The organism is Burkholderia lata (genome assembly GCF_000012945.1).
Taxonomy (GTDB): Bacteria; Pseudomonadota; Gammaproteobacteria; order Burkholderiales; family Burkholderiaceae; genus Burkholderia; species Burkholderia lata.
In genome coordinates this window covers 666,400-690,780 of sequence record NC_007509.1, presented here as the reverse complement: position 1 = coordinate 690,780, position 24,381 = coordinate 666,400, and the positions used below count along the sequence as shown (strand labels likewise).

The following is a 24,381-nucleotide window of genomic DNA, read 5'->3' as shown; positions in this document are numbered from 1 at the left end:
GGACATTCAGGAGAACACCATCATGGATTTTGCAGGAACAGTGGCAGTCGTCACGGGCGGCGCGTCGGGGTTGGGCCTGGCGAGCACGAAGCGGCTGGCCGGGAAGGGCGCACACGTCGTCATCGCCGATCTGTCGACATCGAACGGTGCGGCGGTGGCCGATTCGCTCGGCGCCGGCGTTTCATTCGTCGCGGCCGACGTGACGAGCGCGGACGACATGACCGGCGTGTTCGAGGCGGCACGCCGCCGCGGCACGCTGCGCTCGCTCGTACATTGCGCCGGCCGCGGCGGTGCGGTGCGACTCGTCGAGAAGGACGGCTCGCCGGGCTCGCTGGAGGCTTTCGAGTCGGTCGTTCGCATCAACCTGGTCGGCACCTTCAACGTGCTGCGGCTCGCGGCGGCGGAGATGGCCCGCAACGAGCCGGACGCGGGAGGGCAGCGCGGCGCGTGCGTGCTGACTGCATCGGTCGCGGCATTCGAAGGGCAGATCGGGCAGGTGCCGTATGCATCGTCGAAGGCCGGCATCGTCGGCATGACGCTGGTCGCCGCACGGGATCTCGCCAGCAAGGGGATTCGCGTGTGCACGATCGCGCCGGGGCTGTTCGATACGCCGCTGCTCGCGCGCCTTCCGGAAGAAGTCCGCACGTCGCTGGGCCGCATGGTCCCGTTTCCGCCGCGGCTCGGGGAGGCGGACGAATTTGCATCGCTTGCGGTGCACGTGCTGGAAAACACGATGCTGAACGGCGAAACCATTCGTCTCGACGGCGCGATCCGGATGCAGCCGCGTTGAGCCGGCTGTCATCCACCCATGCGTTGACAGGAGGGACATGACGATGAGCGATGAATTGCTCGTTGAATATCGGAACGGTATTCAGATTCTCACGATCAATCGTCTGGAAGCACGCAATGCGTGCACGAAGGCGATAGCGGAAGCCATTGCGGCCGAACTCGACACGCTCGAGCGCCGCGACGATCTGCGGGCCGCGATCATCACAGGCGCCGGAGGGGCATTCTGTTCCGGCATGGATCTCAAGGGGTTCCTGAAAGGCGAGCGGCCGAGCATTCCCGGGCGCGGTTTCGCGGGTATCACCGAGGCGCCGCCCGGCAAACCGCTGATCGCGGCCGTCGAGGGCTATGCGCTGGCCGGCGGCTTCGAGGTCGTGCTGGCGTCCGACCTGGTGGTCGCATCGGAAACCGCCCGGTTCGGGTTGCCCGAGACAAAGCGTGGGCTCGTGGCGGCTGCCGGCGGATTGCTGCGCATCCAGCATCAGTTGCCGGAACGCATCGCGCTCGAACTCGTATTGACCGGCGACATGCTCGATGCGAAGCGTGCGTTCGAATATGGGCTCGTCAACCGGCTGACGCCGCCCGGCGACGCGTTGGCCGTGGCCATCGAGCTTGCGGGCAAGATTGCCGCGAACGGGCCCCTTGCGGTTGCGGCGAGCAAACGCGTGATGCGTGCGTCGCGAGACTGGTCGACGGCGGAAATGTTCGTGCGCCAGCGCGAAATCACCGATCCCGTGTTTGCGTCGCGCGACGCCCGTGAAGGCGCGGCCGCATTTGCTGAAAAGCGGGTGCCGCAATGGGAGGGGCGATAGCCGGATCCGCATGCGCGATGCAGGTCGATCCGGACAAACTTCTTGACGGCGCGACTCGTTGAAACCCGCGTTCGCCCGGATTGAGGACAGTGCGTGACTTCCGCCGGTGCGATCGAGGCAGGGCGCGCATCCCGGATCATCAATTGAGCGGTATTCAAGCTGAAATCGGAAACAGGACATGAACTATTCGTTGACCATTCGGGACCGCGTCGCGGTTGTCACCGGTGCGGGCTCCGGCTGCGGGCGGGCCATTGCCACCACGCTTGCGGCAGCGGGTGCGAAGGTGGTGGTGACTGATCTGAATGAGTTGGGCGCCGAAGAAACGGTGACACGCATTCGCGAGCAAGGCGGGCAAGCGGAAAGCATTGTCGCCGACGTCAGCAAGGCCGCCGACGTCGCGCGATTGCAGGCATTCACGCAGGACAGCTTCGGACTCGCCGATCTGATCGTGAACAACGCCGGGTGGACACCGACCGAGCCATTTCTCGAGAACTCCCTGGCGTTCATCGAGAAAATCATTGCAGTCAATTACACCAGCGCCGTACTGGTGTGCCAGCAGTTTTTGCGCCCCCTGGTTGCAGCCGGCCGAGATGGTCGTGTGGTCAATATCTCCAGCGGGGCGGGGCGCATCGGCAATGCGGGAGAAACCGTGTATGCGGGAGCGAAGGGCGGTGTCAACGCTTTTACCAAGTCGCTTGCCAGGGAGATGGCGAAACATGCCATTACCGTCAATTGCATTGCGCCAGGCGCCATCGATACCCCGTTGCTGCGGTTGCAATCGGAAAGGATGCTCCAGCATTTCAATCGCGCGATCCCGTTGCGGCGCCTTGGACAACCGCAGGACATTGCAAATGGCGTGATGCTCTTTGCCGCCGACCAGTCCGCCTACCTTACCGGCCAGATCCTGAGTGTCGACGGCGGGTTGACCATGGTTGACTGAGCTCGGGTCCCAATGACGGATATTCAATTTGTGGAAGGCTCGAAAAGGCGATGACGAACGAAAATTTTCCGCTCCTCGGCGAGTTGCCTGCACGGGCGGCCGAACGATGGCCGCATCAGGAAGCCATGGTCTGGGCGACCGGCTCCATGGACTATGTCGAGCTCGACGGCCGGATCGACAAGGTTGCTTGCGGCTTGATGCGGCTGGGGGTGACGGCAGGCGACAAGGTGGGGCTGCTGGCGGGCAACGGTCCCGAATATGTCGTCGCCATCTTTGCGCTATGGCGCATTCGCGCCGTCGCAGTGCCGTTGAATTTGCGCTACCGCGAAGCCGATCTGGTCGACGTGGTGCGTCGTGGCGAGTGCACATTGCTGATCATGACGGGGCGCGCGGGGCCGATCGACTTTGCCGACCTGATTCGGCGCAGCCTGGCGGCGGACCTGGAGCAGGGCAACCTGCGGACCGTGGTGATCGGGGACGGGTGCCTGCCCGGATCGGTGGCATGGCCCGCTCTCGAGGGGGGCGACTATTCCTCCGCCGAGTGGCGGGCACTATCGGATCGCAGGGCCGCATGCACGGCGAGCGATCTGGCGTTGATCGTATTCACATCGGGTACGACTGGCCGCCCCAAGGGTGTGATGCACGATCATAGCTGCGTGCGAGGGGTGCGTGATCGGGCCCGGATGTGGGGCGTGAAGCCCGGCGAGACCGCGATCAACTACCTGCCGATGTTCCATCTCTATTCGCTGAGCGAAGTGATTCTCCAGTGCGTGTTCGGCGGATGTCGTCAGGTCATCATGGAGCGGTTCGACGCGGATGCGGCATTGGATGCCATCGAGCGCGAGTCGGTGAATATCATCCATGGCTTCGAGACGCACTATGCCGACCTGCTGAACCGTCAGGCGGAGCGCCCGAGAAACGTCCGCAGCCTGCGTTTTGGAACATTGCCGTCCGGCATGGACACTTCGGCGGCGGTGGCCGTGCAGGTTCAGCGCGTGTTTTGCCCGACCGTTACCGGCACCAGCCTGTCGGAGTCCTGGAGCTGGATGTGTACCTGTGCCCCCGACGAGCCGGAGGACGTGCGTTGCTATTCGTCCGGGCGGCCGTTACCGGGTCTCGAAGTGCGTTTGGTCGATCCGGCAACCGACAAGGATGTGCCGATCGGGACGCCGGGGGAGATGTGGTTTCGCGGCTATTCGATCATGAAGGGCTACCTGGGCGATCCTCGGGCCACCGCCGATACCATCGACGCCGACGGCTGGCTGCATAGCGGGGATCAGGGCGTGATGCGTGCGGACGGATTTCTTCGCTTCACCGGGCGATACAAGGAAATGCTGAAAGTGGGCGGCGAGAACGTATCTCCGCAAGGCGTGGAACAGGCGCTGAGTGAGCTGGTTGGCGAGATTCTTCAGGTTGCCGTTGTCGGGGTGCCCCATGAACGGCTGGTGGAGGTGCCGGTTGCGTACGTCGTCCTTCGTGACGGCGCTGCGATCACCGAGGAAGCCATCCTGTCCGCGTGCAAGGGGAAGATTGCCAGCTTCAAGATTCCGAGGCGCGCGGTCATCGTGGACGCGTTGCCGCAGACTGCGTCGGGAAAAATCCAGCGCGGACTCATTCGGAAACGTGCGATCGAGGAGCTGTCGCTGCGGGATGAACCGCGGTTTTTCGGCCTGTCCGGTGAAGGTGAAGGGCACGCCACCTAAGATGGGTGTGCGAAGTGAGGGGGCGAGCTCACGGTGCGCCCCCTCACGGCATTTCATCGCCATACCCGCACTCGCATTGACGGAGATGACGTGCGGAGCCCGATAAGGCCGACGGCAGCGGTGTTGTCCTTCGCGGGAACGCTTGCGCGGTCGAACGGGCCCGCCCCTGGTTTCGTTCAGGCTGGCTTGGCGCGTTTGCGCGGCACGCTTGCCCCCGATGTTCTGCCGCTGCGCTTCGATAGTGGTTCCGGCGGCACGCCGGCAATGCGCATCGAGATATTCGTCAACTCCTCGCACACTTGCTCGATGGTCATGCGCCCTTGCGGCGAATACCAGCGATGCAGGCAGCGAACCATCCCGCTGATGGACAGTGCGGCGAGCTTGGGCTCCGCGATGTAGCTGCCCGCGGCCTCCGCGCACGCCGCGATCAACTGGGCAAGCTGATCGTCGAACCCATGCTGCTTGACGCGCATGTATTCGAGCTTTTCGGCGCTGAGGTTCTTTTCTTCTTCCAGCAAGACCGCGGCGAACTGCGGTTGCTCGAGGTTCTTGCGGATATATCCGTAGACGAAGTGCCTCAGCCGTTGCTCCGGGTGGGCATGCGACGACTCGTCGAAGTTGGTCGCCGACTGGAGGACCTGATCGTAGATGCGATCGAACAACCGCTCCAGGATGCTGTGCTTGGAAGTGAAGTACGTGTAGACGAAGGGTTTGGTGAAGCCCAGGGAGGCCGCGATATCGTCAATCGTCGTGCGCTGGAACCCTTTCTCGTAGAACAGCTTGGCGGCGGCATCGACGATCAGGGTTTCCTTGTATTCCTTGATCTGCGCCTTCGCATTGATTTCGGGTGCATCCGGCTTGGCGGAGCTGCCTCCCCGCTTGTTTTCTTTCTGAAGCATCGTGTTTCCCGGAAATTCAGAAAATCCATTCTCGAGGCGAACCAGGAAGTCGGCGCGAGACAAGAAAATATACCGGCGAGAATATCTTGAATACTGATTGGCTGTCAATTGTACGGCCCCACCGTGCGCGCGGAAGCACCCGGAGCAGGCCGCAGGGCCGTTCTCCGACAGTCGGCTCGCGATCGGGCGGTGTGCATCGCTCCCACTCTCCATCGAGCCCGCCCAGCGACGTGTCCCGGACGGACGCTTCGACCGGCCGGTTTCAAAGTACGGTAACCGGCATCCGGCTGGATTGACGCCTTCATTCCCTCCATCCAACCATCCATCGAACGGCGACAAGAACGCAGGAGACGCCTTGCGTCACGCTCGGCACGCGAGTGGCCGATCTTCTTCGATGCGGGCAGGGCACGTGGCGGCATCCCGATGAACGTTCGGTCGATGCCTGCCCGGGAAGGATCTCCCGACCATGCCATATCGAAAGCGGGCGGCGTCCCTTGCGTAACGGTTCGGTTGGAAGCCGATGATCGAATCCAACCCGGCCGCTTCATCCATCAAAGGAACAACCATGACGAATGGAACCGCAATCGTGACCGGCGGAGCCGGCACGCTTGGCCTGGCGATCTCCCGGAGCCTCCGCGACGACGGCTGGAGCGTCATCATTCTCGACCGGCAAGAAGCGCTGGCGAATTTTTCACCGCCCGACGGCATGCGTGCGGACGCGCTGGACGTCACCGACTTCGATGCTTGCCGCCGTTACTTCGCAAAGCTGACTGAACTGTCGGTGCTGGTCAACAACGCCGGAATGGCCAGGCTTTCCCTGGTCCGCGATATCTCGCTGGAGGACTGGAACCAGGTTCTGGATCTCAACCTGACCGCGCCGTTGGTCTTGACGCAATTGGCAACCGATCTCCTGGTGCGCAGCGGTCATGGCGCGATCGTCAACATCGCATCGATTGCCGGGATTCGAGCCGGATTCGGCCGGGTGGCCTATGGCGCGTCGAAGGCCGGCATCATCCAGCTGACGCGACAAACGGCGCTGGAATACGCCGCACTGGGCGTGCGCTGCAATGCCGTCGCGCCCGGACCGGTCAACAGCAACATGTTGCGTGAGCAGCTTTCGAAGGCGGATTTCGACGAATACCTCGACGACATCCCCTTCAATCGCATGGCCGAGCCGGAGGAAGTCGGCGACGCCGTTGCGTATCTTGCTTCGAAAAGGTCCCGATACATCACCGGGCAATGCCTGGCTGTCGACGGCGGATTCCTTGCCGCCGGAGCCGGTATCAAAAAAGCCCACAAATTGGTGGAGTGACGCAACGCGTATCGGGCCGGCGCAGCAGCGTCGATCCGGAATACTCTGCCGACGACGTCATGCGCAGACGCGGGCGGCACGCCACCCGAGCAGCCCGCCACGGTCATCGTAGCGGTGCACTCGCAGCCTGCGGACCGGCGCGCGTTCCGGCAGACAGCTGCCCCGGCCGCGCTCCGCGTCGCGCTCCCCGGTCATCGACGATGCCCCCTCAAGAAACCGGAAGGTGAACGTCAGCTCACTCCCGCCGCATTACCCTTTGCCTGCACCCCGCGTCAGACCGGCAAACCACCGGCCAAACCTCCGCTCCCCCATCCCGCCTCGATCCGGCACTTTTTCCAGAAAAAATATCTGCCGGGCAATCGTTTGCGCATTACCGAGCGGCGTTCAGTTTATTCATCAGATGCCGATATCTTGCAGGCGCGCCTGATCGAAGCGGCATCGCCCCCGCCGCGTCGATCAGGAATGGCATCGGCCCATGCGACGGATAGGGGAAGAAAGGTTTTGGTGACAGTTTTCGGGTGCATCGTTCATCGGCACAACCACTGGCTGGTGTTGCTTGCCGCATTGTTGTGCGGGGGCGGCTCGTGGGTCACCGCGCGCCTGTTCCAGCGCACGGTGAACACCGCCGGCACGCAGCGGCTCGGCTGGCAGGTGCTGACCGCCATTTCGGCCGGCGTGGCGATCTGGTGCACGCACTTCATCGCGATGCTCGGCTTCGACGCCGGCGCGCCCGTGCACTTCAACCTGCCGCTCACGCTCGTGTCGCTGCTCATCGCGGTCGGCGGCAGCACGATCGGCTTCGCGCTGACGACCTGTCGCATCGTCAAGGTTGCGCCCGCGCTCGGCGGCGCGATCGTCGGCGTGGCGATCGTGCTGATGCACTACACCGGCATGCTCGCGTGGCGGGTCGAAGGGATCGTGTCGTGGGACCTGAGCTACCTGATCGCGTCGGTGCTCCTCGCGATGACCCTCGCCGCGCTCGCGCTGCACCTCGCGATGCGGCCGTCGCCGCACGCCGTCAACCAGATGGCCGGCGTGCTGTCGCTCGCGATCCTCGCGTTGCATTTCACCGGGATGTGCGCGCTGCGCATCACGCCGCTGGTGCTCGACGGTTCATGGACCGACGTGAGCGAGCTGCGTCCGCTGGCGCTGGCGGTCGCGGGCACGTCGCTCGTGATCGTCTGCACGGGGCTCGTGAGCTATGTGATCGACAGCAACGTGCGGGCCGAATCGCTCGAACACCTGCGCCGGCTGGCGCTGAGCGACATGCTGACCGGCCTGCCCAACCGGGCCAGCTTCAACGAGCGGCTCGACCTCGAAATCGCGCTGGCGCAAGCGCACGGCAGGAAGCTCGCGCTGATCGGCATCGACCTGAACCGCTTCAAGGAAATCAACGACCTGCGCGGCCACCACGCCGGCGACGAGGTGCTGCGCATCCTTGCGCGCCGCATGACGAACCTGCTGCGCGAAGGCGAATTCGTCGCCCGCATCGGCGGCGACGAATTCGCGGCGCTCTGCCGGATGGACGACGACACGCGCCTGATGAACCTGCTCGAGCGGCTCGAGCCGGCACTCTACAAGCCGGTCAGGCTGGACGACTACGAGGTCGTGCCGGGCGCGAGCTTCGGTGTTGCGATCTACCCGGACGACGCCACCACCAAGGCCGTCCTCATCAACAACGCGGACCTCGCGATGTACCGCGCCAAGGGCAGCATCGCGCAATCGATCTGCTTCTACGAGCCGGCGATGGACCTGATCGTCCGCGCGCGCCGCAGCCTCGCGGCCGACCTGCGCCGCGCGGTGGCCGACAACCAGTTGAGCGTCCACTACCAGGTGCAGACTTCGCTCGCGACCGGCGAGATCCGCGGCTACGAGGCGCTGCTGCGCTGGCAGCATGCGACGCTCGGCACGATTCCGCCCGCCGAGTTCATTCCGCTGGCCGAGGAAAACGGCGTGATCCTGGACATCGGCGCGTGGGTGCTGCGCGAGGCATGCGCGCGGGCGGCCACGTGGGAGCCGCCCTATGCGGTCGCGGTGAACGTATCGGCCGTGCAGTTCATGCACGCGGACCTGACAGCGCTCGTGGCCGACGTGCTCGAAGAAACCCGCCTGCCGGCGTCGCGCCTGCAGCTGGAGCTGACCGAATCGACGATCTTCGCGGGCCGCGAGCGCGCGCTGGACACGCTGCGGCAGATCAAGGCGCTGGGCGTGAGCATCGCGCTCGACGATTTCGGTACCGGCTATTCGTCGCTCGACACGCTGCGCTCGTTCCCGTTCGACCGCATCAAGCTCGACCAGTCGTTCGTCGCGGACGCGGAAGCGAAACCGCAGGATCGCGCGATCATCCGCGCCGTGCTCGCGCTCGGCAAGAGCCTGGGCATTCCGATCCTGGCCGAAGGCATCGAGACACGCGACCAGCTGGCGCTGCTGGCCGACGAAGGTTGCGACGAAGCGCAGGGCTTCCTGCTCGGCAGGCCTGCGCCCCTCAACGAGATCGTCGGCAGCGGGCAGATTGCGCTGACCGGCGGCAACCGCGTCCGCCCGCCGGTTCCCGCGTCCGAATCGGCCGTCAACGCCGATCTCGACCCGGACCCGCGCGGGTAACCGACGCCCGCCCGACACCGCAACCTGGACCCGGGTTGCAGCATGCAGGCTCACATGAAAACCCACTACGCACGGATGACAAGACTGGCAAGCAACGCGGCGCCGGCCCGGAACCCGGAGCTGCTCGCGGCGCAATACCGGGTATTCGCCGGCCAGATCCCGGTGTCGTACCTGATCCTGATCTCGAGCACCTGGAGCCTCGCCATCACGCACCTGCGCAGCACGCCGTGGTGGCTGTCGGTCGCGATCCCGGCCGCGATGACGCTCGCGGCGCTGGCGCGGCTGCTGCACTGGCACCGCACCCGGCTGCTCGAGCCGACGCCGGACACCGTGATGCGCGCGCTCACGGTCACGAACTGGCTGGTGGTCCCGGTCGCCGTGACGTTCACCACCTGGGCGCTGCTGCTGTTCCCGTACGGCGACGCGTGGCAAAAGGCCCAGGTCGCGTTCTACCTGGCGATCACGGTGATCGGCTGCATCTTCAGCCTGATGTACCTGCGCACGGCTGCGCTGAGCGTGGCCGTGATCGTCAACGTCGCGTTCATCGTGTTCTTCATCTCGACCGGCCAGCCGACGCTCGTCGCCACCGCGGTCAACATGGCCTTCGTGTCGGCGGCGCTGATCGCCGTCATCTCGGTCAACTACCGCGGCTTCCTGCGCACCGTCGATGCGCAGGCCGAATCGCGGATGCGCGAGCAGGCGCAGACGCGGCTGATGCGGATGATCGACGACATGCCGGTGGCCGTGATGACGGCCGACCCGGAGACGTTCCGCATCAACTACCTGAACGCAACGTCGCGCAACCTGCTGCGCACGATCGAGCACCTGCTGCCGATTCGCGCGGACGATGCGCTCGGCGCGTCGATCGACTTCTTCCACCCGCACCCGCAGCACCAGCGCCGCCTGCTCGCCGATCCGGCGAACCTGCCGCATCGCGCGCGCATCGGGCTCGGGCCGGAAGTGCTCGACATCCAGGTCTCGGCCGTGCGCGACGCCGACGGGCGCTACATCGGCCCGATGCTGTCGTGGTCGATCGTCACGCAGCAGGCCGAGGCGGAGGCGCGCATCCACCAGCTCGCGCATCACGATTCGCTCACGGGCCTGCCGAACCGCGCAACCTTTCTGGCCGAATTCGATGCGAGCCTGCGCCGCTCGGACAAGGTGCTCGGGCTGCTGTTCATCGACCTCGACGGCTTCAAGCTGATCAACGACGCGTGCGGGCATTCGGCGGGCGACGAGGTGCTGCGCCAGGTCGGGGAACGCCTGCGCGGGCAGTGCCCCGAGCCGGGGATGATGCTCGGGCGCATCGGCGGCGACGAATTCGCGGTGCTGCTGCGCGACACCGACGCGGACCGCGCGATGGGCGCGGCCGCGCGGCTCGTCGACACGCTCGTTGCTCCCTATGCACCGTCGCCCGACCGCCAGTTCCGCATCGGTGCGTCGATCGGCTGCGTGCTGGCGCCGGATCACGGCAACGACGGCGGCGTGCTGCTGTCACGCGCGGACATGGCGCTCTATGCGGCCAAGAAAGCCGGGAAGGGCACCTACCGGATGTTCTCGCCGGACATGGAAACGAGCGCACAGGAGCGGGTCGCGCTCGAATCGAAGCTGCGCGTCGCGCTGGACGAGAACCAGGGGCTGTACGTGTTCTACCAGCCGATCGTCGATGTCCGCACCCGCCAGATCACGACGCGCGAGGCGCTGCTGCGCTGGCATCACCCGCGCGCCGGCTGGATTTCGCCGGGCCGCTTCATTCCGGTGGCCGAGCGCGGCGGCCTGATCGACCGGCTCGGCCGCTTCGTGCTCGAGCAGGCCTGCCGGGAGGCGGCGCGCTGGCCCGACGGCGCGCGCGTCGCCGTCAACGTGTCGGCGGGGCAGCTCGGCCACGGCACGATCGTGCCGACCTTCGCGGCCGCGCTGGCCGGCGCGGGGCTCACGCCCGACCGGCTGGAAATCGAAGTGACGGAAACCGCGCTGCTGCACGACGAGGGCAAGGCCATCGCGGACTTGCGCGCGCTGCGTTCGATGGGCGTGCGTGTCGCCCTCGATGACTTCGGCACGGGCTTCTCGTCGCTCGCGCATCTGCGCGCGTTCCCGTTCGACAAGATCAAGATCGACGGCAGCTTCGTGCGCGATGCGGTCACGCGCCCGGACTGCGCAGCTGTCGTGCGCGCCGTTGCCGATCTCGGCAAGCGTCTCGGCGTGACGACTGTCGCGGAAGGCGTCGAGACGGAAGAGCAACTGGCGTGCATCACGGATGCCGGCTGCCGCGAGGTGCAGGGCTTCCTGATCGGCAGGCCCGCGCCGGGCGAGCAGGATGCGCCGGCCATCCGCTGGATCGAGCGGGCCGCGCTGGCGGCGCAGGCTACGGCCAGGCAGGCGTAAACACGGAATGATCAGGACCGCACGTCCGCGATCACGCGCCGAACCGCAAACGCCAGCGGATCGACCTCGTGAACCCCGACGGAAAGCGTGGCACCCAACCACGCTGCAAGCTGGTCGAGCTGAGCGAAAGCGTATCCGGGGTCCGCGGTGACGATGTTCACGTAGGCCGTGTCTCGACGATATCCCGCCTTGACATCAAAACGCATGCCGCCCGGAAACCGTTGGTGGAGCGCTTCGCGAACCCGGCCAATATCGATCTCGCCGGGTTCCGCACGCCGGCCCTTTTGAGGCTTGGCACCCGGCACGGCAAAATAGGCACTGACACGTACTTCCTCGCCGTCGAGGGCGCTGACATGCGCACCCTGCCGATAGGCCAGCACGGCCAGCCGCTTGCGCCGCTCGAGGCCCGACACCAATACGCATTTGCCTGCGACGTTCGTCTGCCCCTCGACGATCATTTGCGCGAATCGAACCGCCTTCTGGCCGGAATCGTCACGCCATCCGAAATGCAGCGCAAGCCTTGCCGTTCTGCTGATTTCCGCACCGAGCCGCTTCATGACCGACAGCATGGCCGCCTCGTCCACGTCGTCAAACACGAGCTCCGCGGCAAGCGGGCGCCCGGCCGCATAGGCGGTGAGCCATTGTCGAGTCTCGACGAGTTCACCCGGCACGCTGTCCCCCTGCAATTCGAGCGTGACGAGGATGACATCGCCATGCAGCCAGGTCCTGGCGGCCGGATGGGGCGTGAGGCCGGCCAGGTTGCGCGCGTCATCGGCGCTCGACGCACGCACCGCTGCCAGCAGGAACACGTCATGGGCGTGGATTCCGTCGGGCACGACGTATGCGCCTTTCTTCCAGGCCAGCGCGCGCAACTCCGGGAACAGGTCGTCTGCTTCGTATCCCGTCGCGATCACCGAGCGGCCGATCGCCGCCAGCTCGCGAGGCGATCCTCCGCCCGACAATCCCGGGCACGCCACCGCTTCTTCCTTGAACAGGCGCTTCCACTCGGACGAGTACTCGGCATCCGGTGTCCATGACGGCAGCAGTTGGGCGAGGTAGGCGTCCGCGTCTGCGAGGGTTTCGAACTTCGCGACCATCACGCACTCGCCGCTGTTATTGCCGGAGAATGCCTGCCACACACTGACCGATGGCGTGGACCGGGATCGACTGGCGCCTGCGTTGCGACGTGCACAGCCGCGCCGCGCGCTTGGCTGCTCGAGACGCGCACGCTCGTTCCGCCACCCATGCAGGATTTCCTCCGCACGGGTCGCAGGCAGGCCGCCGTCATGGAACGAGCAGCCCTGCATGCGTTGATCAGGCGTGATGGAAACGAAGTCCAGACCTGCGCCGCAGTCGCCGCTTCCATCTGCTCCATCGAACAGCCTGGGTACGGGAATCGCATCGCCGAAGCACACCGACAGGCGGCACGCAATCGGCGAGTCCTGCACGATCGCCGCCAGCTGCGCCCGTCCGCGTGGCGAAAGGTGCCTGCGCAGATCGGGGCCGATGTAAGACAACAACGAGACATCCTGGCAACCCAGCGTGGCCAGTTCAGCCAGCCGTGCGGGAAGCCCCGGCAGCACGGCGTCGTCGACGATCAGGTTTGCACCCCACCTTTGTCCGTATTCCGACAGGACCGTGCCCGCGTCGCGCCAGCGCACCTCGTCGTAGAGCGAGACGCGGACCTGACCGAAGCGGCCGGCGTAGGGCGCATACGTGTTTCGCCGGATCAGCGTTCCGTTGGTCGTGACGTTCAGCGCAAGCGGCGTGGTGTCATGGAGGATGTCGATCAACTCGGCGAAGCCACGGAATGCAAATGGCTCGCCGCCGCCAAAGGCGACTTCTAGCGTTCCCGCTTCGCTGAGGCCGCGAAGGACTTCCGCGGCCGACTGGACGGACCAGGCGCTATCGCGCCGCGTGTCGCGCGAGCAAAAATCGCAGGACAGATTGCACTTGTTCGTGATCCCGAACATTGCGACTCGAGGGGCGAGGCGCCGCAAGTGGTGGGTCGCTGCATTCTCGATCCGGACGTGTGTTCCCGTCGCGGGGTGAAAGCGCAGCAGTGCGCCATCCAGCGGATATTCCCTGAATGCATTGCGATCAAAACCCGTGTCAACCGGCATCGGCGAGGCCCTCTCTCTTTCGGTGCCCAGGATCCCCGTGAACACGGCGACGCCTTGGGAAACCGTTGTATTTGTCTTGAGCGCGTTGCGCGCGAACGGGAAATTATCCCGGCGTAGCCGGCGGCCGACAAGCTGCAGCCGCTGCGGCGTCGCCGCGATGACGAAGGCGACCCGCTTAGAACGCGTCTGGCAAGGTCAGATCCGGTCGAAATTGAATGGCGTCACGTCCGGCAAGCCTTCGACGCGCTGTACTTCGACGCCGCACCAGGTGCCGATCATGTCGATCATGCGGCGCGCCCCGGCGCCATCGTTGAACCGGCCCATCAGGTCGATCGGCGGGTGGGCACGAAAAACGAGCATCAGTTGCACCAGATTTTGCTGAAGTGATGTCCACGAGCCCCCCACGACTGCACCGTCCAGACTTCGGCGCGCGCCAATCAACACACGCTCGAGATCGCGGCACGCATAGGTATGCCGCACCGGCCTGCGCAGCAATCGCGTTGTGGTGACGTCGATCCAGCGCTCCCCGTCGCGCCAGTAGAAGCGGGCTTCACGCAGCGGGCCGCCGAACCAGCGCGCGCGCATCAGCTTGCAGCCGATCCAGGTCATCAGCACGCCCGCGCCGACGAGGAGTACGACCGTGATGCCGAGGCCGAGCCATTCATACCACGCATGCAGTTCGTCTCCGGTCAGGAGCCCGGCCAACGCGGGTACGGCGATCAAACAGGCCAGCCCCAGCGTGCCGAAGCCGAAACCGAGCAGCCACCAGACGAAGCGGTTGATGCGCACGCGGCGCGGCGACAGAACCAGATCCCGGCCGTCGGGAACGCATCCGTAGCCGGCGTCGAACATCCATCGGTCCGGGGCCAACACGCCCAATATCATGGCGAGCAATCCGAGTCCGCCGAGTGAGACGGTGGTCCAGTCGACGATGGCTTCGATAAGAGGAGGCATTGACGCGCCCAATTGAGATCCGCGGCACCGCGCAAAGCAGATGTTCAGTCCGATTCGTTCGTCGCGATTCTGTCTGATCCCGCGACGGGCGGCAAGCGGATCGCAGGGGAGCGGGTTGCGATGCTTGCGGTATGCGGGAACGATGGTGGCGCGACGGAGAACCGCTACCGCTTGCGAATCTCCGGCCTGATTTGATCGATCGGTCGAATGGCGGTCTCGATCCGACGGGATGGCCGATTCTGCGCGACCCGCATTCAGGGGCGGGGGCGCGCTGCAACCGTCGTCATGCGTTGCGGCACATTTGCCGATGTCATGCACACGAAACCACCGCCACGCGGCTTCGCGCCCTTGAGCCAGGGAGCACGGGCTCGCAACGTTCACGCACGCTCGCGCGGCAGCGCAAGAACCGCGTCGAGCCCGCCGCTGGACCGATTGCGCAGTATCAGCGTGCCGCCGTGCAGCGTCGCGATGCTGCGCGCGATCGTGAGCCCCAGCCCCGTGCCGCCGTCGTCGAGATCGGCGTGCTTGCCGCGCCGGTACGGTTCGAACACGCGTTCGAGCCAGTCGTCGGGAAGGCCGGGGCCGGTATCGCTGACGACGATGCGCACGGCCTCCTTGCCGTCGCGCACGTCGATCGTCACCGGCGCGCCGCCGCTGTAGTGCGCGGCGTTGTCGAGCAGGTTCTGCAGGCAGCGTTTCAGGTTGCGCGCGAAGCCCGACACCGGCGCCGCCGCGTGCCCGCCGATCGTGACCGCCTGGCCAATGTCGCGCGCATCTTCCGCAAGCCCCTCAAGCATCGAATCGAGATCGATGTCGCAGCGCGGCTCCGTCACTTCCACGCCGCGCACCGCGTCGAGCGCGCCGCGCACCATTGATTCCATTTCGTCGAGATCGCCGCGCAGCCGGTCGCGCCACTCGGGATCGGGCAGCATCTCGGTACGCAGCCGCAAGCGCGTGAGCGGCGTGCGCAGGTCGTGCGACACCGCACCGAGAAAGCGCGCGCGCCCGGCGAAGCTGTCGATCAACTGCTGCTGCATCGCGTTGAACGACTCGGCCGCGCGGCGCACTTCCGACGGCCCGTCGACGGCCAGCGGCGGCCGATGCATGTCGCGGCCGAGCGCTTCGGCGGCACGTGCAAGCTGAGTGAGCGGCTTCAGCGCGAAGCGCACCGCGACGAACGCGACCGCGCACACGGCAACGAAACGGATCAGGTAAAGCCGCAGCAGGTAATCGAACACGAGCGACGCGGGCATCCCATGCATGCCGGCCTGGCCTTCGTCGGCGCGCACATCGAGCCAGCCGCCCGACGGCAAACCGACCTGCACGTGGAATTCGCCCGTCGGCATCTGCGAATCGAACAGGCTCAGCGGGCCGGCATGATGGCCTGCGTCGTCGTGCAACGCAGATTCGACGAGGCGAAACGGCACATCGGCACCGAGCCGCCGCGACAGGACGCCGGCAATCAGGCCGGCCGTTGCGTGCTGCGCGAAATTCAGCGTGCCGGCGGGCGACGGCGCATCGATGCGCTTGAGCCGGTAGCGTGCGTCGCCGAGCGCGGCGATGACCGCGTCGCGCGCGGCCGGGTCCGGCGCGGCGTCGACGAGCCGCAGCGTATCGGCGAGCCGGCTCGCGAACAGACGCGCCGGAATTTCCAGCATGCGGTTGTCGTGCGTGTCGAACCAGATCGTGCCGGTCAGCATCTGCCCGGCGAACATGCCGGCCGCGAGGATCGCGACGAGCCGCCCGAACAGCGAATCGGGCCACACGCGCAGCGTCATGCGCCTCATGCCCATCACGCGTCGTGCACGACATCCGCGACGAGCATGTACCCCTCGTTGCGGACCGTGCGGATCAGCGCCGCATTGCGCGCGGCGTCTTTCAGGTGGTGGCGCAGCCGGCTCACGCACACGTCGATCGAGCGATCGAGCGGCGCAAGCTCCTTGCCGAACACGCGATCGAGCAGGAACTCGCGCGACAGCGGCCGGTTCGGGTGATCGAGCAGCGCGCGCAGCGTGCGGTAGTCCGAGCCGCCGAGCGACACGACGACGCCGTCGGGCGACATCATCTGCTTCATCCGCGTATCGAGATGCCAGCCGGCGAAGCTGACACGCGACGAGGCTTCCGTGCGCCGCGTGCCCGGAATCGCACGCGTGCGGCGCAGCACGACCTTGATCTTCGCGACGAGCTCGCGCGGATCGAACGGCTTCGGCAGGTAGTCGTCCGCGCCCATCTCGAGGCCGAGGATCCGGTCGAGCAGGCCGCCGCGCGCGCTCAGGATCACGATCGGCACGTCGTGGCGCTGCCGCAGGTCGCGCGTGAGGTCGAGACCGTCCTCGCCGTCGAGCATCAGGTCGAGCACGACGAGATCGACGGTCGACGTCCCGAGCGCCTGCCGAAGCTGCAAGCCGTTCTCGGCCAGCGTGACGCGGTAGTTCATCGCGCGCAGGTAGTCGCCGAGCAGCGTACGAATGTTCGGATCGTCGTCGATGACAAGGATGTGGTCCATCAGGGGAAGCTTCCGGATAAATCGAAATGATTCTGAAAGGAACGGTGCGCCAACACATTCCATTACAAAAGGCCGCGCTTCCAACACATCGCCATTACACGCGGTGATTACAGTGTCGCCCTTCAAATGGCAATGATTCTCATTCAGAGGCGACATTATGGCAATTTTCAGACAGGCGTGGGGGCGGCGTGCGTGCATCGGCGCAATCGCATGGATGGTCGGCGCGACCGTTGCACACGCAACGGCGGCGGCGGCCGAGCCGGTTCCCGCGGTGTCGCCCGCGCCGGTGGCCGTGACCGATCTGGCGGGCCGCACGGTGCGCGTCCCGGCCCAGGCGCCGCGCCGGATCCTGCTCGGTGAGAGCCGGTTGCTGTCGGCGGTCGCGCTGCTCGACGGCGCGCAGCCCCTCGCGCGCATCGTCGGCTGGCAGGGCGACCTGCCGCTGATGGACCCGCAGACCTACGACGCGTACGCCCAGGCGTTTCCGCAAATCCGCCGCATCCCGCTGATCGGCCAGGCAACCGAGGACAGCATCAGCGCCGAGAAGGCGCTGAGCCTGAAGCCCGATCTCGCGATCTTCAGTCTCGGCGGGCATGGCCCGAGCCGCTACAACGCGCTCGTGAAGCAGCTGGAGGCGACCGGCACGACGGTCGTGTTCGTCGATTTCCGGCTACATCCGCTGCAGAACACGCTGCCGAGCATCGCGCTGCTCGGCGCGGTCATGCACCGCACCGGGCAAGCGAATGCGTACGCAACGTTCTATCGTGCGCATCTCGCGCGCATCGAGTCGGTCGTGAACCGGATTCCCGACGCGCAGCGGCCGAAGGTGTTCGTCGACCTGCTCGCGGGCGTGTGGGATGCCGGCTGCTGTCACACGGCCGGCAACGGCAATTTCGGCGAGTTCGTGACGGCCGCGGGCGGCCGCAACATCGCCACGGGGCTGCTGCCCGGCGTACTCGGCGACATCAGCATGGAGCAGGCGATCGCCGCGCGTCCCGACGTGTACATCGCGACCGGCAGCCGCACGAAGCCGGGGCTCGCGTCGCTGCGCGTCGGCGCTCGGACGAGTGCGCACGATGCGGCGGCGAGCCTCGCGCAGCTCGCCGCGCGACCGGGTTTCGATGCGATCAAGGCGATCCACGACGGCCGCGTGCACGGCATCTCGCACAACTACTACGACTCGCCGTACAACATCCTCGCGATCGAAGCGTTCGCGAAGTGGTTCTATCCGCAGCAGTTCAAGGATCTCGACGTGCATGCGACGCAGGCCGAACTGCATCGCCGCTTCCTTGCGATCGCGCCGCAGGGCGCCGAGTGGGTCGACGCGCCGCTGCCGGCTGCCACGTCGCAGGCGGCACGATGAGCGACGCCGTGCTTCAGGAACTCGTTCCTGGCCGTATCCGGGCCGCGAGCCTGCTCGACTACCGCCGGCTCACACGGCGACGCGCGGCCGCGCTCGTCGTCGTTGCATTGCTGATCGTCGTGTCGGTGCTGTTCGACCTGTCGTCCGGGCCGTCCGGGATGCCGGTTTCGACGCTGTTGCGCACGCTCGTCGAACGCACGGGTGCCGATCCGGCCGCACGTGTGATCGTGTGGCAGATTCGCCTGCCATATGCGGCGATGGCCGTGCTCGTCGGCGCGGCGCTGGGGCTGTCCGGCGCGGAGATGCAGACGATCCTCGCCAATCCGCTCGCCAGCCCGTACACGCTCGGCGTCTCGGCGGCCGCCGCGTTCGGCGCGTCGCTCGCGATCGTGCTCGACGTGACGATTCCCGGCATCGCGCAAACCTGGGTCGTGTCGGCGAACGCGTTCGTTTTCGCGTTCCTGTCCGCGCTGGTGCTCGATGCGGTCGCGCGCTGGCGCGGAATGAACACCACCGGCGTCGTGCTGATGGGCATCGCGCTCGTGTTCGCGTTCCATGCGCTCGTCTCGCTGATGCAGTTCATCGCGTCGTCCGACGCGCTGCAGGGGCTCGTGTTCTGGACACTCGGTTCGCTCGCGCGCGCCGACTGGCCGAAGCTCGCCGTGCTCGGCACGGCACTCGCGATCGCGTTGCCGCTGTCGATGCGTCACGCGTGGACGCTGACTGCGCTGCGGCTCGGCGAGGATCGTGCGGCGAGCTTCGGCGTCGACGTGAAGCGCGTGCGGCTCGCGACGCTGCTGCGGGTATCGGCGCTGTCCGCGCTTGCGGTGTCGTTCGTCGGCACGATCGGCTTCGTCGGTTTGATCGCGCCGCATCTCGCGCGCACGCTGTTCGGCGAGGACCATCGCTTCTATCTGCCCGGCAGCCTGCTGCTCGGCGCGCTGATGCTGTCGCTCGCGTCGATCGCATCGAAGCTGATCGTGCCGGGCGTGCTGATCCCGGTCGGGATCGTCACCGCGCTGGTCGGCATCCCGCTGTTCCTCGGCATCGTCGTGCGGTCGCAGGGAGGGCAAGCATGAGCGGGCTGACGATCGAAGGGTTGACCGTGCGTTACGGGCGGCGCGACGTGCTCGCGTCGCTGAGCGCGGGGCCGTTGCCGCGCGGCCGGATCACCGCGCTGCTCGGCCCGAACGGCAGCGGCAAGTCGACGCTGCTGCGTACGCTCGCCGGGCTGACGCGTGCTGCGTCGGGCTCGCTCGCGCTCGACGGCACGCCGCCGTTCGTCCCGGGGCTGCGCGATGCGCGTTCGCATGGCGTCGTGTACCTGCCGCAGACGTTGCCGGCCGGCGTGCGCCTGCAGGTGCTCGAATCGGTCGTCGTCGCGCGCCGCGCGACACGGCAGGGCTTCATGCCGGCCGGTCGCGGCGGGAGCGAAGAGGGGGACGACACGGTCGCACTCGCGTTGCTCGCCCGGCTCGGCATCGATGCACTCGCGCTACGCACCCTCGACGAACTCTCCGGCGGCCAGCGCCAGCTCGTCGGCCTCGCGCAGGCGCTCGCCCGCGATCCGCAGGTTCTGCTGCTCGACGAACCGCTGTCGGCACTCGATCTGAATCACCAGCACCAGGTGATGGCCGCGCTGCGCGACATCACGCGCGAACGGCAGCTCGTGACGGTCGTCGTGCTGCACGACATCAGCGCCGCGCTGCGAGGTTGCGACCGCGCGATGCTGCTGCACCGCGGCCGCATCGCGCGCTTCGGTACGCCGGAAGACGTCGTGACGCCGGCCGGCCTCGCCGACGTGTTCGGCGTCGCCGCGCGCATCGAGCGCTGCTCGCACGGCCAGCTCCAGGTGCTGATCGACGGGCTCGCCGCCCACGACCCGGTTGCCGCCCCATCGCGCTAGCCGTCCTCTTCATTACTCTCATCACCAGAAGGTTTCATGTCGTCGTCTCATCAACGAGCCGGCCGATCGCCGTCGGCCGTGCTGTCGAACCTGTTGGGCGCCACGCTCGGGCTGGCCATGCTGTCGGCCGCGCATGCGCAGCCGGGCGTTTCGGCCGCCGCGCCGGATGCTTCGTCGTCGCCGGGCGCGACGCTGCCCGCGATCGACGTCAACGCGCATTCGTCGCCGTACCGCACCGAATTCCTCCAGTCGGACCAGTTCACCGCGCCGCTGCTGGACATCGCGCAGAGCGTCGCCGTCATCCCGAAGAAGGTGCTCGACGAGCAGCAGGCGCAGAGCCTGCAGGACATCCTGAAGAACGTGCCCGGCATCACGTTCACGTCGGGCGAGGGCAACCTCGGCTGGGGCGACATGTTCACGATCCGCGGGTTTTCGGGCGAGCAGAGCATGACTGTCGACGGCATTCGCGACGCGGGCCTCGCGGGACGCACGGATACGTTCAACGTCGAGCGCGTCGAGGTGTTCAAGGGCACCGGCACGATCGAGTCCGGCGTCGCCGCGCCGGGCGGCAGCGTGAACCTCGTCAGCAAGGAAGCCCATGCCGGCGACGCGTACCACCTGTCGACGACGCTCGGCACCGCCAGCTACCGGCGCGTGACGGCCGACCTCAACAAGCAGTTGACGCCGACGTCGGCGTTCCGGCTGAACCTGATGCGCCACTACAACGCGGTCGACGGCCGCGCGGTGACCGACTACGACCGCTGGGGCGTGGCCGGCTCGCTCGCACTCGGCCTCGGCACGCCGACGCGCGTGACCATCGACTATCTGCACCAGAACGACGTCAACACGCCCGACACCGGCGTGCCGATCGAACGCGGCACCGGCGGCGCGCGCATGCCGGGCGTGCCGCGCAACGGCTGGTACGGCGACCCGAACCTGTTCACCGATCGCGAAGTGACGGATCGTGCGACGGTCAAGGTCGAGCACGACTTCAACGACAACCTGCGGATGTCCAGCATCAGCCGGTTCGAGCAGACCGACCGCATCACCGTGCTGTCGCCCGCGCGCTTCAACTCGACCGGCGGCACGTCGTACGGGTACACGGGCACGGGGCCGCTCGTCACGAGCAGTGCGGGGCTGGCGTCATACAGCGGCTTTGCACCGATCGCGAACGCATCGCCACTGGCGGTGCTGCGCGGCAGCAACTACGGCACGTCGAAGCGCTACGACATCGTGGCGAACGAAACCAACCTGAACCTGTCGTTCGACACCGGCGGCCTGCATCACGACGTCGTTACGGGTGCGGAGGTGTATCACGAGCGCTACGGCGATCTCGCGCGCACGATTCTCGCGCCGTCGGTGAATCCAGTGATGAACCTGACGAACGCTTACGGCACGAACATGGTCGGCGTGCCGACGCTCGAAGGCGGCGCGGGCGACTATGCGTCGCTGACCGATGCGGGCGTGTACCTGCGCGATACCGTGACCGTCACGCCGAAGTGGATCGTCGAAGGCGCGGTGCGCTACGACCGCTTCTCGCTGAAGCAGGTCAACGGCGCGGCGAACGCGCACACCGTCGCACGCAGCAACGACGGCGCGTTGAGCGGCCGCATCGGCATCACGTACAAGCCGGTGCCGTTCGGCAGCCTGTATGCAACCTACAGCCGGGCCGCGCAGCCGTCGGCAGTCGGTGCGACGACCAACAACGTGATCTACGGCAACACGTCGAGCCAGGACCTGCAGGCGGCCGTCGCGCAAACCTGGGAGCTCGGCTCGAAATGGGACCTGCTCGATCACCGGCTGTCGGTGACGGGCGCGCTGTTTCGCACCGAGCTGTCCGATTCGTGGGACTACGGCGACGGCACGACGACGGTCGTGCGTGCGCTGCCGCCGCGCCGGGTCGACGGCCTCGAGCTCGGCGTGTCGGGCAACCTGACCGACCGGTGGTCCGCATTCGCGGGATTTGCCGCGATGCGCGGACGCATCACAAAGGGCGCGAATGCCGGGCTGCGACCCGCCAACGTGCCCAACGCGACGTTCAACCTGTGGACGACGTATGCCGTCACACCGAAGCTGTCGGTCAGCTACGGCGCGCAGTACGTCGGCACGCGGCGCTATACCGACAACCGCTACGTCGGCGGCCAAAGCAACAACAGCAGCACCGTGAACGGCGCGAGCGGCAAGCATCCCGTGTACGTCGCGGACGGCGAAAAGGCGCCGTCGTTCTGGCTGCACTCGATCGCCGCGCGCTACGAAGTCGACAAGCATCTGACGTTCGGCCTGAACGTGCAGAACCTGTTCAACACGTTCTATTACTCGGCGATCGGCGCGTCGCTCGACGGCTTCCAGTTGTACGGCGTGCCGGGAGCAGGGCGCACCGTCATGGCGACCGCCGACGTCCGGTTCTGACACGCGCGAGCGCCACCGCATCCGCTTCGAAGGAGAGCACACGATGATGATCGAGATTCCGGGCGTGTTCAGCCCGGCAGAGGCCGCCCAGCTCGTCGAGCGGCTGCGGGCAGCACAATGGATCGACGGCCGTGCGACGGCCGGCGCGCAATCGCGGCGCGTGAAGGAGAACCGGCAACTCGACGGCGACGATCCGCTCGCGCGCGAGATCGGCGACGAGATCATTCGCCGCCTCGCGCAGAACGCGGTGTTCATGTCGGCGGCGCTGCCCAAGCGCATTTATCCGCCGCTGTTCAACCGCTATGCGGGCGGGGAGTCGTTCGGCTATCACGTCGACAACGCGGTGCGTGGCATCCGTGCGTCGCGCGAACGCGTCCGGACCGATCTGTCGGCGACGCTGTTCCTGAACGATCCGGCGAGTTATGACGGCGGTGAACTCGTCGTGCGCGACACGTATGGCGAGCACCACGCGAAGCTCGCCGCCGGCAGCATGATCCTGTATCCGGGATCGAGCGTGCACAAGGTCGAGCCCGTGACGCGTGGCGAGCGGCTGGCATCGTTTTTCTGGGTGGAGAGCCTGGTGCGCGAGGATGCGCAGCGGAGTCTGCTGCTCGACATGGATGTCGCGATCCAGCGGTTGACGCAGCGGGACGCGGACGGGGAGTCGTTGTTGCAGCTCACGGGCGCGTATCACAACCTGTTGAGGATGTGGGCGGATGCTTGAGGGGGATTGCTCGATGAAATCCTGAAAGGAACGTCGCGAGGGTGAGGAGGGAATCTGCCAGGAGCAGCAAAAGGGCGCAGGAGCAACGCGCGGTAAGTCGAGGATCTTGACGAACGCTGAGCGCACTGAACTCGAAGCGTTGCTGCTTGTCCATCATGAGTTGCTTGCTGCCGTGCCAGTCCGTCCATCGCTACCTTGAGGCGTTGGGGCTGGCGAGGCGGCGGGGCGCTGACCGCTGCGGCACATGTGACGCAGCGATACGATGGCGGCGGATTCGGGTCGCGCGCAGCGTCATCGCAGCGACATTTTTCTCGCGTAAATCTATGGCACTTCGCCAGTTGGCGGGGTACCGTTTTCTCAAGGAATACCGACCATGGCGGCAAAACGTCTTCGCATCAACATGATTACCCGTCGCCAATCGACGTTCGACGGCCGGCATCTCGACACCGAGGCGGCACGTCGCCTCGGCGCGCACGCACAGGACGCGATTCCCGCCCATCTGAAAGGCACGCAGGGCGCCGAGTCCGAATGGCTGCCGCGCGTGAAGGTCAGCGAGCGGTAACGCGGTTACGCCGGACGAACCGCTGCGCGACAGCGCCGATCCCGCCGTCCGGCGGCTCTCCCGATTTCGATCCAGATGAAACGCGCCCGCCGAACGGCGAGCGCCGGATCACGAGCGTTGCGGCACGTGTACCGCGTATCGCGCCCCGTCGTCAGACCTGCCCGGACGGGACGGCTCGGTATTTTGCGGCGTCCGGTGCCGTCTCGTGGCGCGGCCGAGCGTGTCGCCCGCCGACGATATGGCGTCGCCCAGGGCCGTCGCGCCCGCATTGACCACGGCACCGGAAATGCGCGTGACCGTGTCGAATGCGATCGCAGTCGCGTTTGCGTTCGCGACCGGTTTGATCACATGACGGCGGCCAAAGGAGCTTCGATGCGCCCGCAAGCAACGTCG

General features: G+C 66.5%; 18 protein-coding genes. 13 read left to right on the top strand and 5 right to left on the bottom strand.

From position 1 onward, the window contains the following. Nucleotides 1-22: 22 nt before the first annotated feature. The 4 genes from BCEP18194_RS02940 to BCEP18194_RS02925 all read left to right on the top strand — a co-directional run bounded on the left by BCEP18194_RS02940 (nt 23) and on the right by BCEP18194_RS02925 (nt 4,241). The gene (locus BCEP18194_RS02940) at nt 23-790 is read left to right on the top strand and encodes an SDR family NAD(P)-dependent oxidoreductase (protein WP_011349804.1); all 768 of its coding nucleotides are present in this window, start codon (nt 23-25) and stop codon (nt 788-790) included. Nucleotides 791-833: 43 nt separating this feature from the next. After that, complete coding sequence (locus BCEP18194_RS02935; protein ID WP_011349803.1) at nt 834-1,598, top strand: crotonase/enoyl-CoA hydratase family protein; 765 nt, start codon at nt 834-836, stop codon at nt 1,596-1,598. A gap of 178 nt (nt 1,599-1,776) precedes the next feature. Then, nucleotides 1,777-2,538, top strand: a complete 762-nt coding sequence (locus BCEP18194_RS02930) for an SDR family NAD(P)-dependent oxidoreductase (RefSeq protein WP_011349802.1) — start codon at nt 1,777-1,779, stop codon at nt 2,536-2,538. A gap of 50 nt (nt 2,539-2,588) precedes the next feature. Then, on the top strand, nt 2,589-4,241 hold the full coding sequence (locus BCEP18194_RS02925) for a class I adenylate-forming enzyme family protein (protein WP_041492460.1): 1,653 nt from the start codon (nt 2,589-2,591) through the stop codon (nt 4,239-4,241). A gap of 176 nt (nt 4,242-4,417) precedes the next feature. Here BCEP18194_RS02925 and BCEP18194_RS02920 read toward each other — a convergent pair whose 3' ends face one another. Then, a complete protein-coding gene (locus BCEP18194_RS02920) occupies nt 4,418-5,140 on the bottom strand; it encodes a TetR/AcrR family transcriptional regulator (protein ID WP_011349800.1) in 723 nt (240 codons plus the stop codon). 520 nt (nt 5,141-5,660) lie between these two features. Here BCEP18194_RS02920 and BCEP18194_RS02915 point away from each other — a divergent pair. The 3 genes from BCEP18194_RS02915 (at nt 5,661) to BCEP18194_RS02905 (ending at nt 11,441) form a co-directional block, all read left to right on the top strand. Further along, nucleotides 5,661-6,452: an SDR family NAD(P)-dependent oxidoreductase gene (locus BCEP18194_RS02915; RefSeq protein WP_244272860.1), complete on the top strand. Its 792-nt coding sequence runs from the start codon at nt 5,661-5,663 to the stop codon at nt 6,450-6,452. 504 nt (nt 6,453-6,956) lie between these two features. Then, entirely contained in the window at nt 6,957-9,056 is a 2,100-nt protein-coding gene (locus BCEP18194_RS02910) for a putative bifunctional diguanylate cyclase/phosphodiesterase (RefSeq protein ID WP_244272859.1), read from the top strand. 54 nt (nt 9,057-9,110) lie between these two features. Further along, nucleotides 9,111-11,441 (top strand): putative bifunctional diguanylate cyclase/phosphodiesterase, encoded by a 2,331-nt coding sequence (locus BCEP18194_RS02905; RefSeq protein ID WP_050781541.1) that lies wholly within the window; start codon nt 9,111-9,113, stop codon nt 11,439-11,441. Between the two features lie 11 nt (nt 11,442-11,452). Here BCEP18194_RS02905 and BCEP18194_RS02900 read toward each other — a convergent pair whose 3' ends face one another. The 4 genes from BCEP18194_RS02900 to BCEP18194_RS02885 all read right to left on the bottom strand — a co-directional run bounded on the left by BCEP18194_RS02900 (nt 11,453) and on the right by BCEP18194_RS02885 (nt 17,024). Further along, the gene (locus BCEP18194_RS02900) at nt 11,453-13,609 is read right to left on the bottom strand and encodes a radical SAM protein (protein WP_244272857.1); all 2,157 of its coding nucleotides are present in this window, start codon (nt 13,607-13,609) and stop codon (nt 11,453-11,455) included. A 150-nt stretch (nt 13,610-13,759) separates the two neighbouring features. After that, the gene (locus tag BCEP18194_RS41845) at nt 13,760-14,518 is read right to left on the bottom strand and encodes a hypothetical protein (protein ID WP_011349795.1); all 759 of its coding nucleotides are present in this window, start codon (nt 14,516-14,518) and stop codon (nt 13,760-13,762) included. Nucleotides 14,519-14,895: 377 nt separating this feature from the next. Further along, nucleotides 14,896-16,305, bottom strand: a complete 1,410-nt coding sequence (locus BCEP18194_RS02890; protein ID WP_011349794.1) for a sensor histidine kinase — start codon at nt 16,303-16,305, stop codon at nt 14,896-14,898. A 5-nt stretch (nt 16,306-16,310) separates the two neighbouring features. Further along, complete coding sequence (locus BCEP18194_RS02885) at nt 16,311-17,024, bottom strand: response regulator (RefSeq protein ID WP_011349793.1); 714 nt, start codon at nt 17,022-17,024, stop codon at nt 16,311-16,313. Nucleotides 17,025-17,181: 157 nt separating this feature from the next. On the opposite strand from BCEP18194_RS02885, the gene BCEP18194_RS02880 reads away from it, so the two are divergent. From BCEP18194_RS02880 to BCEP18194_RS02855, 6 genes are all read left to right on the top strand, one after another. Further along, on the top strand, nt 17,182-18,387 hold the full coding sequence (locus tag BCEP18194_RS02880) for an ABC transporter substrate-binding protein (RefSeq protein ID WP_011349792.1): 1,206 nt from the start codon (nt 17,182-17,184) through the stop codon (nt 18,385-18,387). After that, complete coding sequence (locus BCEP18194_RS02875; protein WP_011349791.1) at nt 18,384-19,466, top strand: FecCD family ABC transporter permease; 1,083 nt, start codon at nt 18,384-18,386, stop codon at nt 19,464-19,466. The genes BCEP18194_RS02880 and BCEP18194_RS02875 overlap by 4 nt, the downstream gene beginning before the upstream one ends. Next, complete coding sequence (locus BCEP18194_RS02870) at nt 19,463-20,293, top strand: ABC transporter ATP-binding protein (protein WP_011349790.1); 831 nt, start codon at nt 19,463-19,465, stop codon at nt 20,291-20,293. The genes BCEP18194_RS02875 and BCEP18194_RS02870 overlap by 4 nt, the downstream gene beginning before the upstream one ends. Nucleotides 20,294-20,329: 36 nt before the next feature. Beyond that, nucleotides 20,330-22,702: a TonB-dependent receptor gene (locus BCEP18194_RS02865; RefSeq protein WP_011349789.1), complete on the top strand. Its 2,373-nt coding sequence runs from the start codon at nt 20,330-20,332 to the stop codon at nt 22,700-22,702. Nucleotides 22,703-22,745: 43 nt separating this feature from the next. Further along, the gene (locus tag BCEP18194_RS02860) at nt 22,746-23,426 is read left to right on the top strand and encodes a Fe2+-dependent dioxygenase (protein ID WP_011349788.1); all 681 of its coding nucleotides are present in this window, start codon (nt 22,746-22,748) and stop codon (nt 23,424-23,426) included. Between the two features lie 400 nt (nt 23,427-23,826). After that, nucleotides 23,827-23,988 (top strand): hypothetical protein, encoded by a 162-nt coding sequence (locus BCEP18194_RS02855; RefSeq protein ID WP_244272855.1) that lies wholly within the window; start codon nt 23,827-23,829, stop codon nt 23,986-23,988. The last annotated feature ends 393 nt before the right edge of the window (nt 23,989-24,381 follow it).